Source organism: Desulfosporosinus cupriresistens, assembly GCF_001707885.1.
Classification (GTDB): Bacteria; Bacillota; Desulfitobacteriia; order Desulfitobacteriales; family Desulfitobacteriaceae; genus Desulfosporosinus.
The window spans coordinates 37,348-54,962 of the sequence record NZ_MASS01000010.1; the positions used below are offsets into that span (position 1 = coordinate 37,348).

Consider the following 17,615-nt stretch of genomic DNA (forward strand, 5'->3'; position numbering starts at 1 on the left):
CTTAGGCGGGCACTATTCTTTCTTCACATTCTATTGCTTTAGCTAATGTAGCGATAGCGACTCGCATTTGCTCTTCAGTCGGTTCAGCAGTGACAATGTATTTCTGGATGAATGCAGCGATCTGAAACGCTCGCTTTAAATATTGACGACGTGAACTCCAGTTAAAGATTTCATAACCAATGGATATGGATACTATCAACACAAACAATGGCATCTGATACGTCACCACAGTTAGCAAGATCAAGATGGGTAATAAAATTACGACTAAATTAGTTCCACATCGTTCACTAACTCGGCTAGCTCCCTTTACCGCACTCAGTGAAAGATCAGCTCCACTTGTATAAATGTTAAATGCTTTATGCTCTGCTCCATGAAACTGCCAAAGTCGTTTCAGGAGAAATACTAACGTAATAAGAACAATGCCATAGATAGCGAGCACAGGCCAAACCGACTCAGTAGCTGACATTTCAGTAGGAGGAAATATCCAATCCCACGGCGTAATAAGCAAAAGGATCATAGCTAGAAACAACTTTAAATTGAGCTTTGCCAATCGCGAAACTCCGCGTAAAAAAGGAATTTTGTCCATTAGATTAAATATTCTTATCCCGGGCAACCGACTTACATTAATTGATATTTTTCCTTGTGATAACTTCCCTCGAACTACATGCGTGTTAGTGGCAAATGTAATCCCATTAATATGGGCCCGCCCTCCTATGACCGCCAAACGTCTCACCAACCTTCGAATTAGTCTTTCAGTGGTTAAGCCGAAACCTTAGTTTTTGATGTCACTACCTGTTTAGGCGACTCTTAGTTACATGTACATAATTTAAATCTGCACGTCATAATTCATAGTAGGGATTGTTAGGAGGTGTAGAATGCCAAAACGAACTAATTACCAAAACATGAAATTTAATCCTCTATATATTGTGGTGGGAGCTCTCTTGTTAATAGCTATTTTCAGAACCCATGGCGATAGTGCTGCAACGACAGCGCCCATTACAACGAATTGGAATCTACAAGATTTAGACATAACTAAAAATGGGAATGCCCTACGCGCCTTGCTTTTCCTAGAAACTAATAAAACACCTACATCCACCAGCCCTTCACCGAGCATGGTGCTCAATAAACCTACTGATTTCTACGGTCAGTGCCTTCAATTTACCGGTACAATCAAATCTGTACGATCATATTCTCCTCAAAGCAGTCTCGCGACAATAATTATTGGTAATTCTACTGAAATGATTATGCTGACAAACGATGCTAGCACTATGCTTGATTGTTTCCTTATTGGTAGCAATTTGACTCTGACACCTGGGTCCGCTGTAACAGTTTACGGATATTCTCCCGGAATACGATATGCCCAAGATGCGCAAGGAAGAGTTACCCCCCAACTTGCTCTAATAGGCCATTTCAGAACAGTATCGTCCTCAACTCCCGATGTCTCTCCCAATACAACTTTCCCTGTCTCTCCAAGCTTAATTTCCCCTATCTCTCCCACGCCTTCATGAACCGGAATCCTACTCTGCTTAGCTTCTGTTTACCTTATTAACTTATGCAGTATCTTAAATATGTTTAAAAATCGGTTGTTGAACTGGAACTCTGCTTTGGTTAAACTCTACCAAAGTCTAGCTTAACGTATCTGAAATCTAATGAAAAAAGTCGTCCCCGAAGAAGATGATTCCACATCTATCTTTGCATTATGTCTTTCAGCAATATTATAGCACGTTGCAAGACCCAAACCAGTGCCTCTTTCCTTAGTCGTTAGGAACGGTGTCCCTAATCTCTCGATGATATCTTTACTAATTCCTGTACCTTGGTCTTGTACTGCAAGCACTATATTGTTAGCCTCCATATAAGTCATTATTTTCAACACACCCCTCGAAGGCATCGCTTCAAATCCGTTTCTTGTTAGATTGAGGATTAGTTGCCTAATTTCTCTTTCATTCATTGTCAAATCAGTGACTTGCTCAGTTTCTAAGACAACTTTTTTATCTTGATTCGTAGCATCTGCAAGGATTAATGGGTACAGTGAATGAACTAAATTATTAAGTTTAACTACAGTGTATAATTCCGTTTTTGTTTTTGCTATAGACAAAAACTCGCTTATTATACCGTTTGCCCTATCTAACTCACTAATCATCAAATCATAATAATCAGTGTTTTCCTGTAATGTATCTCTGCTTTTCAAGATCTGTAAAAAACCTCTTACTGTTGTCAGTGGATTACGTACTTCATGAGCAATACTAGCCGCCAATTCTCCGACAAGGTTTAAACGATCTAAACGTGCCATTTCCTCTTCAGCTAACTTCCTTTTTGTAATATCAAGCAGCTGCATTAAAAATAGTTGAGTGCCGTCAGAGTCTTGAAAAGGATGCTGAAACACTTCAAATATGGTATCCTTTATGACACATTGCCATTGCTTTGGAATTTTGATCCCAGAAGTCGCCGGTGTATGACAATTGCTACAAGGTTCATCTTTATTTAACAGTATATGATAACACTTTCTATTATCCGGTTCACCGTGAATTTCTTTAAAATTATGGTTAGCAAAAACCACTTTGCCTTCGCTTGTCCGTACATATACTAACCCTGGCAGACCATTTAATAAGGCATATAGTCGTTTCCGTTCATCTTCTAAAAACTTATTTTCAATTGACATCTTCAATGCTCCCAACTTTCTCAATGTTTTATACATTTCAACAAATTACCTCAAAATTCCTCTTTTATAGATTATACTTCTATTATTTTTGGCAGGCAATTCCATCCGATGCTCGCTTAAATTGCTAACTGATTTTTTACTTGAGAAGCCTTAAAAAAGAAGAAGGACCTGGCTGTTACCTGGTCTTTCTTCTTAAGATTTTATTTTAAATGTTTGCATTGATAAACAATAGCTCTTATAATACTCAATGTTGACAGGTTTTTTCTCCTTTTATGTCGAAGTTAGCAGGTGCTCGAACTAACCGTTCAACGGAAAGGGGGTGAATATTATGAGTGACATTCCAGATTCCGATTTAGATGTCTTGGCTAAAGACATGGAAAAGAAGGCCGCCGAGAAATCTATGAGTATGGTAAGTTTTAACGATCTGTTTACATCGTCTTTTATGACTACTCACACAAAATTTTCTAATTTTAAAGAGTTGCTTGATGCTGGAAAATACAATGTAAATAGTCTAGCGGACTTTATGGCTATCCTAGACGCTAAATTTGATGTTTTTATAAATAAAACGACCAAATTTCAAACCTGGGAGAAAATGCAATCTGCCGCCGTCGATGAATATCTTAAGAAACAACCAAATTAATAATTTCTTAATTATCACAAAATCCATCTTATAAAAGCCATCACCTTATTCAATTTAGGGTGATGGCTTTTACTTTAGTTCGCTAATTCAAACGCTGATTTTTGCGCATTGAAAATGAAAACTTCTCCAGTTTCAATTCTGTAATACATACCCATAATATCGAGTTCTCGTTTGTTATACTTTTCCTCGACATATGGGTAGGTTAACAAGTGTTTTATTTGTTCGACAATATTTATATGCTCTGTTAGCCATTCCCTCATTTCCAAGTCTTTACCATCGATCTCTTCCATTACCCGTTTCTTAACATTTCCGGATACTTCTAACCATTTTTTGGTGGCAGGCATTTCGTTGAGGACCGCATCCGGTAAATAGATTGACGAACACCCCCCACAGTTGGAGTGACCACAAATAATAATATTTTTTACTTTTAGAACCTTAATCGCATATTCAATTGCTGCTGTAGTAGCTGAAGTAGTGGCTACATATTCATGGGCTTCCTTATATTTAGGAACGATGTTAGCGATATTCCTAACAACGAACAATTCCCCTGGTAATGATTTCGTTATCAATTCCGGTACTACGCGTGAATCGGAACAGGCAATGAACAATGTATGAGGTTCTTGACGTCTTTTCAATCTACAAAATAGATTTTTGTGTTCTTCGTAATCTTGGGTCCGAAATTTGATTAGCCCTGCTACTAAATTCTGCATAAGGCATCTCCTCTCTTATAACATAAGTTTCGCACCCCCCAATTCATAACTACGAGGATGCTCAGATGACCAAAGCCATCAATACACTTGAGTTTGAGCCAGGAGTCGACTGCTGATTATCTTTTCTCCATTTGAAGATTAGCATTATGACTAGTATTAGTCAATATGGTTATTACAAGTCGATATGGACACAATTGATAAATTTAATTGTGTCCATATCGACTTTCTCTATTCTTTTATAAGCTTACAAATTGGATCATCTCAAAATCAGAATCACGTTCGCCCAAGTCTGAACTTAACTTGACCTAACAATTTGTAACTCCCTTTACTCATATCTTAACCGTAAATGCGATAGATTCATTATCATATTATTTCATGGTATAAAGAAACTTGGCGAAGTATTGAAAAGCCAGCGACTAGGCCGAATGGCTTGTCGCTGGCTTCTCTATCTTATTGAGAAAAAACAGCAATGATATTCTACTGTTTTCAATTTTTTCGATTTAAAATGGATACCATTTCTCTCCCCGCTTTGAGAATGGCCTCTAGCTTATACCCTTTATTTTTCTGAGTGATCCCTATGAAGTCAAACTTTTCTGCTTTAACATGGGTAAAGAGTCTCTCCATAGACGTAAGACAAGATGTTAGGCCATTACCGCTACCGCCTGCCGCAGCCACGGCTAAGACAGGTTTTCCTTCAAATAATGTCTTGTCTTTTTTCAAGGCTTCACATCGTCGTAAACGGTCTGAAAAAGTTTTGGCCGATTCACTCATTTCTCCAAAGTAAACGGGAGTTATCATGATGAACGCATCCATATCCGCCATAGATGCATGTAAATCTTGGAAATCATCTTGTACTTGACACTTGTGTTCGTTGCGGCAAGGTCCCCAACCGTTACCACAAGCCTGACAGTGAACGATCTTTTGCCGATTGAGGTTAACCATAACGACATGTGCACCGGCCTCTTCAACTCCTGTTTTAGCGGCGTTACCACAGGCAGCTGTCAACCCATCTATATTAGGGCTGCTTGTAAAAATCATTACGTTCATTTTTCTCAATCCTTATCCTCTCAATTTAACACTTCTATTATTGTAACAGGAAAATAATGTCCATGGAAGTGAATTTTTTGAAAAGTGTATCTTAGAATAGCCACCATCGTGATGGGTTCTAAAAGTACATACTATATATATAATATGTACCTGCGATTCCAGCTGGGATCGCACACGCAATCATAAATGCAACTATTGTCGGTTTGATTAAGTCTTTCCATACACTATCGTTAGGCATTTACCCTCACCTCAACTCTAACTTTACCACTATATATTCTATACAAATACCATTTATATCCTAAAATCAATATATTTATGTATTATTCTTCTCAAAACCATGACTTTCATATTGTTCCTTCTTTTTTCAGTGCATTCAGGGTGTTTGGACAGGGTTACAAAATGATAGAGCCACCCTTATTTGAGTGACTCTCGACGATTATGGACTAATGTGCTAATCTTCTTTAGTCCCTTCCATGATTCCTTTATTATGAAACACTTCATCAACTTCTAAGGTAAGCATGCCTCCTTTAGCATTTTCAAGCCTCTCTTTACCGTATTTTGGTGTTGTATCATCATTAACAACACTCACAACCCCAGCTGGCTCCCAAGGCTGTCGATTTAATTGTGAAGCATGTTCCTTGTCATTTTCGTTACCCATATTATCGCCTCCTCTTTGGCTTTAGTCTATCCGCTAATTTGAACTTTATCATATATTCGTTCAAACACTTTTAGATTTCCCTAAAGAATTATTCTTACTCAATTTTCGGTTACTTTTCAGGACACTTTAATGGTCTAGAAATCTTTTAAAATACTAGGTATCCAATCTTTGCCTTTATGACATAATATAAAAAGTTGTATTTATAAATTTTAGATAGAGGGCAGAGGCTGATGCTATGAGTATACAACAACTTTATAACCCTACCGACACGTCTATTCCCACATTTCAATTTCCTGAACTGTTATTTGTTGAAGACCAGTTGCAGGTCGTCCTTAATAAAGCAGATGGTCTCATTCAACAAACTTGTGTTAGTTTGTTGCAATCTGGTGGAAAAAGAATTCGGCCACTCCTCACTCTGTATAGTGGTATGTGTTTTGCTCCCTTAAATCCATTAATGATCCAAGCAGCTGTCGCCGCAGAACTTATTCACATGGCTTCCTTGATTCATGATGATGTTATCGATGAATCGGCTACCCGACGTGGAAAACCGACCGTAAACTCCCTTCATGGAGACCATGCAGCCATTCTGACAGGAGATTATCTCTTTGCTGAAGCCTTTAATATCCTCTCCACACAGCAACTGCTAGACAGCATGAAATACCTCGTTGAAGCAATTCAAGCCATGTGTGCCGGAGAAGTAAATCAAGCAAGTGAACAATTCTCGGTTTCAGTCAACACTGAACATTATTTTAGCCGAATTGCTCAAAAAACAGGAATTCTTCTAGCTGCCTGCTGTCAATCAGGAGCTATTCTGGCAGGTGCTCTTTCTGAAGATTTGGCTCTCATGCGTGAATACGGATTAAACATTGGCTATGCCTATCAAATCACTGATGACATTCTGGATATCAGTGGGAATACAGAATCTCTTGGAAAACCAGTGGGTGCCGATCTCGTTAATGGAAACATAACACTCCCCGTTCTTTATCTTTTAGATAATCCTATTTATGGAAATTGGCTCAGGGAAATCATGAAAACTCGTAAGATCTCCCAGCAAGGTATCCAAAGCGTTAAAGAAGCTCTAATTTGCTCAGGGAGTATTAAGCAGGCCTATGCAACAGCTACTCAATGTATCAGTAAAGCTAAAGCTAGCTTGGATACAGTCCCTGGGAGTCCTTATAAATCAGCTCTTATACACTTAGCTGATTCTATCTTGCAACGTACAAATTAGATACATATTAAGCAAAAAGATCAAACGAACGCCTTGCCATACGTTCGTTTGATCTTTTCATTTTTCCTTATTCATTTTATGCCTGGATTAAAGAGACTTCCTTTTTCTCAATTGACAACACATCCAATAGAGCAGATTTACCCCCAGCCCACTATCCCCCAACAGTTGCTTGGTGACAGAGCGAATATCTGTGTCCATACCCTTTTCATCGGACAGATACATAGCCAGAAGCCCCTGGACAACTGCCCGATGGAACTTAGGATAGTCCAGTCGCTCCGCTTGCTTTAAGGAATTTTCTTCAAACTGTTGCAGGCGCTGAAATGTCATTCCGATATCTTGATAATACGCAACAAAATTCAACTGACTCGTTTCTCTGTCTTCCCGTAAATCAATAAAATAATCTAATAAAATATGAAGGCCACATATCCAAGGAAAGTAGGCCCGGCTAATCTTCTGAACTTCCTTTGCCGTTAATTGAGGGTTAAAGGCAACCGCATATAGTGAGAAGATTCCTAAAGTCGACCCCGTCGCAGCACCAAATTCCCAAGTTGTTATATCTGGATATTCCTTTAAGTGGGGAGTAATCCAGTTTAACATTTTCTCTTCCCGTTCTTCCACTGCCAAGTGTTTGTACGTTTGTAAGTGGGAATAGAGTTTCGCAAACTTAATAGCATCTTCTTGAACTAATTTATACGATGGTAGCTTTCTAACGCTTTCTTGACAGGTTTTGACTAACCGTTCTAGATACCTGCCATCTTCCCGATAGGGGTAATACAAATAGTAATCAGAAGGAACTGCCTCAGGGTTCAAAGCTTCTTGCATAGCTAAATGCAACTGAGAAAAAGCCACTTCATCCTGAACCTCTAGGCTATCTACCAAATTATCAAGATAATCGCTCATAGTTTGATAAGCAACAATGAATTGAATTGCTTCAGTCTTATTCACACCCGGATACAGCGCAAAAATACTGCCGCCTTGACAATGAAACGTTTTGGTGCGAATACTCTCAGTGGCCTGCTGGCTCAGGCGAGCATCCGGTAACTTCGCAGCCATCCGTTGCCATCCAGTTAGCTCTTGTTTAACGATCGGAAAAACTTGGGCAATAAAATAGTAAATTAACCTTCCGCTATTCATAGGTAGGGCAACTGATGACTTCATATCCTTGATTCTCCCTCATTAAATAAAGCTAGTTTCCTTATTTAAATATAGTGTTGCCAAAAAAGGCTCTCATCCAACCTAAATTATACCATTAATATATAATTCCGGCACTCAGTTTCTTACTATATTTTACAGGTATAATTTATCTTCATGGAGACATTCTATACTTGTTGTTAAATTGTACTGAGAGGAGATTGATTATGAACACTTCGATGCCTGAATTAACATCCAAAAACTTGACCATTTTAAGCGATCAACTCGGAGCCGAAGCTTTATTAGTCCATAAGTTTGCTCAAGCCGCTCAATCTGTCCAAGATCAAGCGATCAGTTCTCAACTTTCTTCCATTTCTGCGTTGCATCGTAAACACTATGATACCTTACTCAATTATTTAAATTCCCATCAATAAGTAAAGAAAGGCGGGATAAAGTTGAATACTCAAAACACGATGACTGAACAAGAAATTCTTACCGACCTACTGACAAGTGAAAAACATCTTACTTCTACAGTCAATACATTTATCACTGAATCAACTTGTGCTAATTTAAGGCAAAACCTAAAAACTATCCTAACGGAAGAACATAGTATTCATGAAAACCTTTACAATATCATGAACCAAAAGGGATGGTATCCTACAAGCGATGCCGAGGCGCAAGAAGTTCAAAAAGTTAAAGGCAGATTTAAACCCTTACAAGGGTAATACAAAACTTGATACCTCTGGTATTTATAACAATCACACAGCAAAAAGATGGGGCCAAATGGCTCCATCTTTGTTTTCATGAAAGAAAAGTTATGAGGGTTCGGTGAAAATTACTCAGCTTTTTCTTTAACCTCTTCTTTTTTCACTTCGCCCTCACTTGCAGCTTTGAATTCTCTTATCCCTTTTCCGAGGGCTTTTCCTACATCCGGTAACTTACCTGGTCCGAAAATAACTAATGCAATAACAAGAAAAATACCCGCTTCCAAAGGGGAAACAAATCCAAATGTTGTCAGCATAATTTCCACCTCCATTATAATAACTACTCTAATTGAAAGGTTGAGTACACAACTCTAGTTAATATTAGCAAATTAAGCATATGCTTATCCTATCGTATTAAAGGACTTCACGCAATATGTTTTTTATGGAAAGTTAAAAAAGAAGTTTAAAAGTAAATTTAGTAAGTTTTTAACATAAAAACGAACCCAATAAGTCTTAAGCTTTAAGACTTATTGGTTGCCTTATTTTTTTCTTCATCTTCTTTTACTTTAAAAAGTTCTTCGTATCCAAGATACAATTTCCAAATTACATCCCATAGTTCTCCATTGGCTTCAGTCACTTTAAGTCCTAGTTCTCTAGCTTCTCGACGACCAATTGGATACCCATGTGAAAAGTAGCCCTCAGTTAGAGCCTGCGTAACGCTCAGGACTCGTTCAGTGTCATCTTTTAGCATGTAGCTCGATAATAACGTTTCTGCATATTGCCGAGAGGCCTTTATCGTTTTTTCATAATCCCCAATAAGCCACGGATCAAGCTTGTTCAACAACGGGGTTACCATGAATGATGCAACCTCCAGGTCAGAACAATTGATAACGGAACGCTGCAAGTAATCTAAGCAATGCCAAACTGCTTGAACGGGAATTAAAATATCTTTATAGACGGGATGCGTAACCAATGGATCAATAGGTCCGAGCTCGGAGATTGGCCCCATGACAACTTCATCTGCTCCAAGGACAAGCATTGAAGCCGCTGATTTGGCGACAAACGGAACAATTACGGCAAACTCATCGCAAAACTCCCGGATCAGCGTCACCACTTTATAAGGTGTATCTACCGCTCCACCATAACTGTGTAATATCAAATCAATCTTTTTGGTGTGACCCATTTCCTTCAGCTGTTTATAGAGGGGAATAATAATCGTGTCATCGAGAGGTGTATAGGAAAAATAGACTAATACTTTGGAATTCCGTAATTGTTCTAAACGCTCAATAAAGCCAATCCGTTCCTCTGCATTCAAACCGAGTCCCCTCCCAGCCCATCATATATACCATATTATTCCAGCGCGGCTTTTATGGTGAGTCTTGGGAAAACCCTATTTATCGTTTTGTTAATAAGCAGATATTATCTGCATTCAAGCAAATAAACCGAACAATTAAGGACTGGAGCACATTACGAAGGTTTTTTAGGAATATCTACTTTGACACCGGATTGGTCATGGCAACTCTGACAATACGCTTCTCCGCCAAGCCCTTTCTTTTCGTGACAAGTATAACATTGTTTCCATGGTTGCTGGTTGTTTAAGACGGCATATCCATGGCCTTTCGGTCCATGGATCCAAGTATCTTTTGACACCGAGGTGTGTGGGTTAGACGGATCACGATTTTGAGAGACGACGATTACCGCGACTAAGGCAGCCAATAAGCTGAACGTAATGAGGGTTCTTATTACACGTTTGCGTTCCAATCAGCAAACCACCCCTTTGAAAGGTTTTTCGCTATAGGGTCTTTAGCACTTTTCGGGTCTGTTCTAGTGTAAGATCGATGTCTGCGTCGGTATGAGCAGTTGATAAAAAGACGGCTTCAAATTGACTAGGAGCTAAGTAAATGCCTTGTTCCAACATCCCTTGGAAGAACTTGGCGAATCGCTCGACATCCGATGTGCAAGCGCTGGAATAATCCTTGACTGGAATGTCTGTAAAAAAGGCGGAGAACATGGCCCCGACGGCATTAACCCAAATAGGAAATCCTGCCTCTTTGGCGAGCTGCTTTAATCCTTCAGCTAGTCGATTGGTTTTATTTGCTAAAGCCTCATAGGTTCCAGGTTGCTGTAATAATTTTAAAGTAGCTAAACCAGCGTTCATCGCCAATGGATTACCTGAAAGGGTTCCCGCTTGATATATAGGACCACTCGGTGAAATTTTTTCCATGAATCGACGTTTTCCTCCGTAAGCACCTACCGGTAGCCCTCCGCCGATTACTTTACCCAGGCAAGTCAAATCTGGGTCAATTCCATAAAAGCCTTGTGCCCCTCCATAACTGACTCTGAAACCGGTCATCACTTCGTCAAAGATCAGTAAGGCACCATATTCTTCAGTTAAGCGACGAACCCCTTGTAAGAACCCTTCTTGCGGCAAGACGACACCCATGTTCCCGGCAACTGGTTCAAGAATAACACAAGCGATTTCTTCTCCTTCGCGTTGGAAGATCTCCTTTAACTCCTCAAGGTCATTGAACCGAGCCGAAATTGTAGATGACGCAGTTTGTTCGGTAACCCCTGGAGACGTGGGGACACCCAAAGTTAGAGCACCACTCCCTGCCTTGATAAGAAGTTGATCTGAATGCCCATGGTAACAGCCCTCAAACTTAACAATTTTCGTCCTGCTTGTAACACCGCGTGCTAAACGCAAAGCACTCATTGTGGCTTCAGTTCCAGAGTTGACCATACGTACCATTTCCATGGAAGGGTAGGCCTTGAGGACTTCTTCGGCTAATACGGTTTCAACTTCTGTTGGAGCACCGTAACTCGTCCCTCGCTCAGCTACTCGTTTGATTACAGCAACTACTTCCGGATGAGCATGCCCGACAATCAGTGGGCCCCAGGAACCTACAAAATCCAGGTAACGATTGCCATCAATATCCCAGATGTAGGCTCCTGCACCCCGGTCTATGAATACGGGGTCACGCCCTACGGATTTAAAGGCCCTCACCGGCGAATTAACACCGCCAGGAATGACCTTTTGGGCCCTGACAAAGGCCTCATGGCTTTTTTCGTCCACAAAAGACAAGTGAATACCCCCTTGTTCTAGTTTGTCTCATCCTCTAGAAAATATTGCATACTGCTCTTTTTTAATTCAGCGGTACTAAAAAGCATGGAATAGGTTGTTATCCCAGTTGCCAGAGAAATTTTCTCCATGACCTCTCCACAATCCTCAGCGGTACGGCCATGAATCATAGTAAAGAGGTTGTAAGGCCAATCGGGAAGAGTAGGTCGTTGGTAACAGTGACTAACTTCCTTAAATCGGGCCATAATTTCTCCTACTTCAGCTGCCCGTTCAGGATCGACCTGCCAAACCCCCATGGCATTAGCCACAAAGCCTGCTTTCTGATGTCGTAAAACTGCACCAAAACGGCGAGTTACTTCCGCATTTAGGAGATGATTAGCACAAGAAATCACTTTTTCAACTGGCCACTGGAGATTCTCGGCCAGTATGGTGAAAGGCGTTGGGGAATCCGGCAGATTCCCCTGGAGCACACGAATCAAGGCAATGTCTTCGTTTGTTAAATCATAAGAAGAGACGTTCTCCTTTTGTGCGCCCCGTAGATTGCCCTCTCCGAGGGTATCTATTCCTTCTTCAGAAAGAGATTCCTCATCAGATAGATCGAAATCGAAATTAACATTTATTTTAAAGAGTCGAGTTGCTGGCAGACTAAAGACGTCAGCCACTCCTATGACTTCACGAATGTGTTGAAGGATACTCTCGACAACAGTCTGTGAACGAGCAATAAGGGTAAACCAGACATTATATTCGTGGTTTCGAATATAATTGTGAGTCACTCCTGGGATACCCTCGAGCAGTTTGGCTAAGATGGAAATCTTTTCTTCGGGAACTTTGCCTGCACATAGAGTACTATAATATCCTAAACGTCGGGAATCAAAGACACCGCCCAGACGGCGAATGATTCCCTCTTGCCGAAGACGTTGAATCCGTCTGAAGGCATCGTCCTCCGTTGTTCCTACAGTTTGGCCCAGAATTTGATAAGGATGAACAGCAATCGGAAAACGATCTTGGATGGCATTCAGCAAGGCTCGATCAATTGAATCCATTCTAAACCCCCTTCCTTCCGTGGTATAAGCACCACGGCTCCTCCGCCATGTAATCCCCTTCATTGTAGTAGGCCGCACGCGCACGACAACCACCACAGGCGCGCTTATATTCGCAGGAACCGCAACCATCCTTATAATCGAGTGTTCGCAGGGTATTAAAAACTTCATGATTACGCCAAATTTCATCGAACGGTGTCTTCCGAACATCCCCGAGCGGTATATTCAAATAAGCACAGGGTTGGACTTGCCCTTTCGGTCCGATGATGCAGTAGTGGGTTCCCGCTAAACAACCGCGACTATAGCGCATATTGATACCCATTTGTTTAGCAATACGCATAAACTGAGGGGCACAAGTTGGCTTGAGTTCAATATCGACAGTTTGTTGTTTTTTCATAATTCGAGTCAAGATATCCTCATAAGCTTCTGCTTTAAGGGTCTCTTCCTCAATCGAAACCGCCCGACCCGTTGGAACGAGGAAAAAGAAATGATGAGCAACCGCACCCATCTCAACCGCAAAATCCGTAATGGCTTCCACTTCATCCGCATTCCAATCCATGATCGTCGTGTGAATTTGGAAGGGAAGCCCGACTTCACGACAAATTTTCATTCCCCGTACGGCCCCATCCCAGGCGCCGGGAAATTTGCGGAATTCATCGTGCTTTTCCTTGTCAAGAGAATCTAAGGAAATACCCATTCCCATGGTGCCAGCTTCTTTAAGTTGCTGAGCTAATTCTAGCGTGAGTAAAGTGCCATTGGTTCCAAAAACAGGCCGTAAACCTAGAGAAGTTGCATGCGCCACCAATTCTACGATATCCGTCCTCATCAAGGGCTCTCCCCCGCTGAAGATCATGATCTTAAAACCTGCTTTGGCAATTTGCTCTAGTAAAGTTTTTGCTTCGGTTGTACTAAGTTCGTCTTCGGCTTTACACCCGGCTTCACGGTAGCAATGGTCACAAAACATATTACAGGCGTTTGTCGTATTCCAGGAAACTATCATACTTGTTCCCCCTCTCTCAGCCAGTGCGCTACATCCAAGGCATGATAGGTGATCAGCAGGTCTGCGCCCGCACGTTTCATACTCACTAGGGCTTCCATGACAATACGCTGCTCATCAATCCACCCATTTGCTGCAGCTGCTTTTACCATCGAATATTCACCACTAACGTTATACGCAACAACGGGCACTCCGAATTTTTCTTTCGTGCGATAGATAATATCTCCATAAGCCAGGGCAGGCTTCACGATAATTAAGTCGGCTCCTTCTTCAATGTCCAGCGTCGTTTCCCGCATGGCTTCGTTCCCATTCGCCGGGTCCATCTGATACGTTCTACGATCGCCAAACTGAGGTGTCGACCCCGCTGCTTCACGGAACGGGCCGTAAAATCCGGAGGCAACTTTGGCAGAATAGGCCATAATTGGGATATGAGAGAAGCCTTCTTCATCTAATGCTTCCCTGATCGCCGCAACTCTCCCATCCATCATGTCTGACGGTGCGACCATATCCGCACCGGCACGCGCATGAGAAACAGCGGTCTGGGCAAGTAAGTCAAGCGTTGGATCGTTCAGGATTTGCCCATTCTCAATCAAACCACAATGCCCGTGGTCGGTATATTCACACAGACAGACATCGGTGATGATATAAAGTTGCGGGAATTGTTTTTTAGCCAGACGCACGGCTTCTTGCACAATCCCGTGCTCATGATAAGCACCTGTCCCAACGCTATCTTTGCTCTCCGGAATTCCGAATAACAAAACCGCAGGAATCCCAAGTTCCACGACCTCTTGAAGCTGCAAGACAAATTCATCCAGAGAAAAGTTGTAAACGCCAGGCATAGAAGAAATCTCGATCTTCTTTTTTTCTCCTGGCATAACAAACATTGGGTAAATTAACTCCTCAACTCTGACATGGTTTTCCCGGACCATGCTCCGAATAATTTCATTGGCTCGTAAACGGCGCGGGCGCCTTTTAAGTTCCATTATATCAACCTCCAAAACTATAGAATGTAGGAACAAATTCATTCCTATTTCAAGCCTATCTCTTCATCGGTTAAATAACAGGCCGGGTCTGATTCCCAGAAATCCCCGGTGACTGCTTCCGCACGCGTCCGGAAATTTCCGTTACACATATCCAGATATTTACAGGCGGCGCAACGTCCTTTGAGCAAGGCCTTGCGGTCTTTGAGTCCTGCCAGGGTTGGATGTGACAGATCAGTCCAGATCTCGGCTATTTTTCGTTCGCGGACATTTCCAAATGAGATATGCTGAGTGAATTGGTCAGGATGCACGTCTCCCATTGGGTCTACTTCTCCAAAGGCAATACCAGAACGGTTTCCGCCGTTTAAACCAATGAGACCCTTGATTCTTTCAGCTCTAGCGGGATCTTCTTTTAACGCCTGCAAGTACATATACACGCCATCGCAATGATTATCGACTGTCAAGATTTCCTTTTTCAAGCCTCGTTCTTCAAAGTCCCGAGTTCGGCGAATAATCGTATCCATCGCCTGACGGGACTCTTCCGGCGTCACATCCTCGGCAATCATTTGGTTGCCACGACCCGAATAGACCAAGTGGTAGAAGCAAACACGATCGATATTTTCCGCTTCAATAAAATCAAAGATTTTATCTAATTCTTTGATATTGTGATGATTAATTGTAAAACGAAGTCCAACTCTTTGATCTACAGCTACACAATTTTGAATTCCATGCATCGCCGCCTGAAAGGCTCCCTCTTTACCCCGAAATTTGTCATTGACATCTTCAAGACCATCGAGTGAGATTCCAACATAGGACACTCCAATTTCTTTAAGACGCTTGGCCACGTCAGGGGTAATCAATGTGCCATTCGTGGAAAGTGTAACCCGTAACCCTTTGGAGATTGCGTATTCTGCTAATTCGAAAAAATCGGGACGGATTAACGGTTCCCCACCGGAGAAAAGTAGCACAGGAGATTTAAAATCAGCTAAATCATCAATGAAGTGCTTTGCTTCTTCGGTGGTCATTTCTCCTTGATATTTTTGAGAATCTGACTCCATATAACAGTGGGCACATTTCAAGTTGCACGTCTTAGTCGAATTCCATACGACAACAGGCCCAGAATCAACGGTTGTTCCATTTCGAGCACCATGAGACCCTTTGTTATAACGTAAGGAATCTCCAAAATAATCTGTATCGAATAAAAGCTTGGTTACACTGATCATGTTTTATTTCCCTCCAGTAATGTTTCTACCAATCCACTAATAGTATACTGCGCTGCTTCTTTGTAAATCGTGAAACCAAGTTCTTGAGCTGTGGTACTCGTGATCGGTCCAATAGAATAGAGCGAAACATTGTCTACTAAAGAAACATCTCCATCGATTAAGGTGAAAAAATTACGCACTGTTGAAGAACTTGTGAAGGTGACGGAATGGAACTCTTTATTTCGGAGCATGCTTTTCAATTCGTCACGGTTTGCTCCACCAATGACCGTCTTATAGACCGGCACATCCCAGACATCCACACCCATGGCTTCAAGAGCTTTTGGTAAGACATCTCTTGCTTCTTCAGCCCTTGCCAGTAATGCTTTCTGACCAGATGATATACGACTCGACAAACCTTCAACGATTTTCTCCGCCCGAAATTCTTCTGGTACATAGGCAACGCGTAGTCCTCTTTGCTCGATGGCCACTTTCGTAGCAGGGCCAATGGCAACAATCTCAAGGCCAACCAGATCTCGAACATCTCGTTCTCGCCGCTTTAATTCCGCAAAAAAGGCTTCGACCCCGTTGACACTGGTAAAGATCAGCCATTGGAATTCTTTAAGATTGTCTAAGGCTTTATGCAAATAAGAGTTGTCCGAGGGAGGGGCAATCTCAATCATCGGAAATTCCCAAGCTTCCCCTCCCAAAGCTTCAATAGCCTGAGACAATTCACTCGCTTGATGACGTGCGCGGGTTACAACGATACGTTGTCCGAACAGAGGTTTCTTTTCAAACCACTGTAGTTTTTCCCTCATTGTGACAACTTCACCGACAATAATAATGGAAGGGTTCGTAAAGCCCTGTTCTTTTACCTCTGTGGCAATAGTGTCCAGCTGCCCTACGAGCGTACGTTGCTCTGGACGAGTTCCCCATTGGATGATTCCAACTGGGGTTGTGGGCTTTTTGCCATTTTCCATTAGTTTCCGAGCGATTATCGGAAGATTCTCCATTCCCATCAGAAAAACAAGCGTCCCGTGCGATTGCGCCAGGTGATCCCAGTGAATGGTTGTTTCATTTTTGGTCGGATCTTCATGGCCAGTGATGACAGCAAACGAAGTTGTAAAATCTCGATGCGTCACTGGAATACCTGCATAGGCAGGAACAGCGATGGCGGAGGTAATACCTGGTACGACCTCAAATTGAATGCCTGCCTTGAGCAACTCTTCTGCTTCTTCGCCACCTCGACCAAATACAAAAGGGTCTCCTCCTTTTAGGCGAGTCACAATTTTTCCTTCTAGACCTTTATCCACGAGGACTTGATTTATTTCCTCTTGTCTAAGGGTGTGACGGTCCGGTGATTTTCCCACATAGATCAGTTCGCAATCCGGACGGGCTAATTTTAGAAGACGCCGCGAGGCTAAGCGGTCATAAACCAATACATCTGCTTTGGCAATACATTCCGACCCTTTGATGGTTATTAACTTTGGATCTCCTGGACCAGCACCTACTAAATATACATATCCCTTAGTCAAACTGAACA

General features: G+C 41.8%; 20 protein-coding genes. 5 read left to right on the plus strand and 15 right to left on the minus strand.

Features of this window, described 5'->3' with window-relative positions:
* Window position 1: 1 nt before the first annotated feature.
* On the minus strand, window positions 2-733 hold the full coding sequence (locus tag DSBG_RS05900; protein ID WP_242877424.1) for a DUF1385 domain-containing protein: 732 nt from the start codon (window positions 731-733) through the stop codon (window positions 2-4).
* Window positions 734-875: 142 nt separating this feature from the next.
* Between DSBG_RS05900 and DSBG_RS05905 the strand changes: the two genes are divergently transcribed.
* Entirely contained in the window at window positions 876-1,508 is a 633-nt protein-coding gene (locus tag DSBG_RS05905; RefSeq protein WP_068963268.1) for a hypothetical protein, read from the plus strand.
* A gap of 122 nt (window positions 1,509-1,630) precedes the next feature.
* On the opposite strand, the gene DSBG_RS05910 is transcribed toward DSBG_RS05905, so the two are convergent.
* Window positions 1,631-2,659 carry an ATP-binding protein gene (locus DSBG_RS05910; RefSeq protein ID WP_068963269.1) on the minus strand — a complete coding sequence of 343 codons (1,029 nt, stop codon included), beginning with the start codon at window positions 2,657-2,659 and terminating at the stop codon, window positions 1,631-1,633.
* A gap of 328 nt (window positions 2,660-2,987) precedes the next feature.
* On the opposite strand from DSBG_RS05910, the gene DSBG_RS05915 reads away from it, so the two are divergent.
* A complete protein-coding gene (locus DSBG_RS05915; RefSeq protein ID WP_009621222.1) occupies window positions 2,988-3,299 on the plus strand; it encodes a hypothetical protein in 312 nt (103 codons plus the stop codon).
* A gap of 74 nt (window positions 3,300-3,373) precedes the next feature.
* On the opposite strand, the gene DSBG_RS05920 is transcribed toward DSBG_RS05915, so the two are convergent.
* From DSBG_RS05920 to DSBG_RS05930, 3 genes are all read right to left on the minus strand, one after another.
* Window positions 3,374-4,009: a carbonic anhydrase gene (locus tag DSBG_RS05920; protein ID WP_009621221.1), complete on the minus strand. Its 636-nt coding sequence runs from the start codon at window positions 4,007-4,009 to the stop codon at window positions 3,374-3,376.
* 486 nt (window positions 4,010-4,495) lie between these two features.
* Window positions 4,496-5,056: a flavodoxin family protein gene (locus DSBG_RS05925; protein ID WP_068963319.1), complete on the minus strand. Its 561-nt coding sequence runs from the start codon at window positions 5,054-5,056 to the stop codon at window positions 4,496-4,498.
* 451 nt (window positions 5,057-5,507) lie between these two features.
* The gene (locus DSBG_RS05930) at window positions 5,508-5,714 is read right to left on the minus strand and encodes a hypothetical protein (protein WP_068963270.1); all 207 of its coding nucleotides are present in this window, start codon (window positions 5,712-5,714) and stop codon (window positions 5,508-5,510) included.
* Window positions 5,715-5,949: 235 nt separating this feature from the next.
* Here DSBG_RS05930 and DSBG_RS05935 point away from each other — a divergent pair, with 235 nt between their 5' ends.
* Window positions 5,950-6,942 carry a polyprenyl synthetase family protein gene (locus tag DSBG_RS05935; RefSeq protein ID WP_068963271.1) on the plus strand — a complete coding sequence of 331 codons (993 nt, stop codon included), beginning with the start codon at window positions 5,950-5,952 and terminating at the stop codon, window positions 6,940-6,942.
* 87 nt (window positions 6,943-7,029) lie between these two features.
* On the opposite strand, the gene DSBG_RS05940 is transcribed toward DSBG_RS05935, so the two are convergent.
* Entirely contained in the window at window positions 7,030-8,100 is a 1,071-nt protein-coding gene (locus tag DSBG_RS05940; RefSeq protein ID WP_068963272.1) for a tetraprenyl-beta-curcumene synthase family protein, read from the minus strand.
* Window positions 8,101-8,300: 200 nt separating this feature from the next.
* On the opposite strand from DSBG_RS05940, the gene DSBG_RS05945 reads away from it, so the two are divergent.
* Both DSBG_RS05945 and DSBG_RS05950 read left to right on the plus strand, forming a co-directional pair.
* On the plus strand, window positions 8,301-8,507 hold the full coding sequence (locus tag DSBG_RS05945; protein WP_009621215.1) for a hypothetical protein: 207 nt from the start codon (window positions 8,301-8,303) through the stop codon (window positions 8,505-8,507).
* A 39-nt stretch (window positions 8,508-8,546) separates the two neighbouring features.
* Window positions 8,547-8,798 (plus strand): spore coat protein, encoded by a 252-nt coding sequence (locus tag DSBG_RS05950; RefSeq protein WP_040412568.1) that lies wholly within the window; start codon window positions 8,547-8,549, stop codon window positions 8,796-8,798.
* A 110-nt stretch (window positions 8,799-8,908) separates the two neighbouring features.
* Here the strand turns inward: DSBG_RS05950 and tatA are convergent, their stop codons facing one another.
* The 9 genes from tatA to cobA all read right to left on the minus strand — a co-directional run bounded on the left by tatA (window position 8,909) and on the right by cobA (window position 17,607).
* Window positions 8,909-9,094 (minus strand): twin-arginine translocase TatA/TatE family subunit, encoded by a 186-nt coding sequence (tatA, locus tag DSBG_RS05955; RefSeq protein WP_068963273.1) that lies wholly within the window; start codon window positions 9,092-9,094, stop codon window positions 8,909-8,911.
* 203 nt (window positions 9,095-9,297) lie between these two features.
* Window positions 9,298-10,092, minus strand: a complete 795-nt coding sequence (locus DSBG_RS05960) for an SDH family Clp fold serine proteinase (RefSeq protein WP_068963274.1) — start codon at window positions 10,090-10,092, stop codon at window positions 9,298-9,300.
* A gap of 152 nt (window positions 10,093-10,244) precedes the next feature.
* Window positions 10,245-10,538 carry a hypothetical protein gene (locus DSBG_RS05965; RefSeq protein WP_068963275.1) on the minus strand — a complete coding sequence of 98 codons (294 nt, stop codon included), beginning with the start codon at window positions 10,536-10,538 and terminating at the stop codon, window positions 10,245-10,247.
* Window positions 10,539-10,569: 31 nt separating this feature from the next.
* The gene (gene hemL / locus DSBG_RS05970; protein WP_068963276.1) at window positions 10,570-11,859 is read right to left on the minus strand and encodes a glutamate-1-semialdehyde 2,1-aminomutase; all 1,290 of its coding nucleotides are present in this window, start codon (window positions 11,857-11,859) and stop codon (window positions 10,570-10,572) included.
* Between the two features lie 17 nt (window positions 11,860-11,876).
* Window positions 11,877-12,899 carry a siroheme decarboxylase subunit beta gene (ahbB, locus tag DSBG_RS05975; RefSeq protein WP_068963277.1) on the minus strand — a complete coding sequence of 341 codons (1,023 nt, stop codon included), beginning with the start codon at window positions 12,897-12,899 and terminating at the stop codon, window positions 11,877-11,879.
* 1 nt (window position 12,900) lies between these two features.
* Window positions 12,901-13,896, minus strand: a complete 996-nt coding sequence (gene nirJ2 / locus DSBG_RS05980; protein ID WP_068963278.1) for a putative heme d1 biosynthesis radical SAM protein NirJ2 — start codon at window positions 13,894-13,896, stop codon at window positions 12,901-12,903.
* Window positions 13,893-14,876: a porphobilinogen synthase gene (hemB, locus tag DSBG_RS05985; RefSeq protein WP_068963279.1), complete on the minus strand. Its 984-nt coding sequence runs from the start codon at window positions 14,874-14,876 to the stop codon at window positions 13,893-13,895. The genes nirJ2 and hemB overlap by 4 nt, the downstream gene beginning before the upstream one ends.
* A gap of 44 nt (window positions 14,877-14,920) precedes the next feature.
* Window positions 14,921-16,096 (minus strand): putative heme d1 biosynthesis radical SAM protein NirJ1, encoded by a 1,176-nt coding sequence (gene nirJ1 / locus DSBG_RS05990; protein WP_068963280.1) that lies wholly within the window; start codon window positions 16,094-16,096, stop codon window positions 14,921-14,923.
* Window positions 16,093-17,607, minus strand: a complete 1,515-nt coding sequence (cobA, locus tag DSBG_RS05995; protein ID WP_068963281.1) for a uroporphyrinogen-III C-methyltransferase — start codon at window positions 17,605-17,607, stop codon at window positions 16,093-16,095. Before cobA ends, nirJ1 begins: the two co-directional genes overlap by 4 nt.
* Between the last annotated feature and the right edge of the window lie 8 nt (window positions 17,608-17,615).